The sequence below is a fragment of the Mesorhizobium sp. M8A.F.Ca.ET.218.01.1.1 genome (genome assembly GCF_004791165.1).
In the GTDB taxonomy this organism is placed as follows: Bacteria; Pseudomonadota; Alphaproteobacteria; order Rhizobiales; family Rhizobiaceae; genus Mesorhizobium.
Window position 1 is genome coordinate 1 of sequence record NZ_SRUZ01000065.1, and the last position, 387, is coordinate 387.

The 387-nt window shown below is 58.9% G+C and carries 1 protein-coding gene; it reads right to left on the reverse strand.

Annotated elements, in window-relative coordinates:
* A partial coding sequence (locus tag EN861_RS34410) for a methyltransferase domain-containing protein (protein ID WP_135928216.1) occupies nucleotides 1–387 on the reverse strand: 387 nt, incomplete at both ends.

Consider the following 387-nt stretch of genomic DNA (forward strand, 5'->3'; position numbering starts at 1 on the left):
GTCACAGGTCTTCCGGCAGGAATGCGGGGCAGCAAATCCTCAAGCAGGCCGACACGCTGTTCCATTGGAAAGCTCAACAGCGGCACCGCACTTATCACACAGTCGAATTGCTCCCCGCGCCGCTCGGCAAGCACTTCCTCCAACGCGAACGCATCGCCCAATCGAAAATCCACGCCCGGAAAGGCTCGCGTCAGGCGCTCATAGAAATCCTTGGAATACTCGACCGAAACCAGTTGTTGCGGCTTGATGCCTCTTTCCAGGATTGCCTTGGTAATGACGCCGGTTCCGGCGCCAAGTTCAAGAACCGGCAATCCGGATGCCGGATCGATGACGCTTGCCATACGACGCGCGGCATGAACGGACGTTGGCATCAGCGCGCCCACTCGT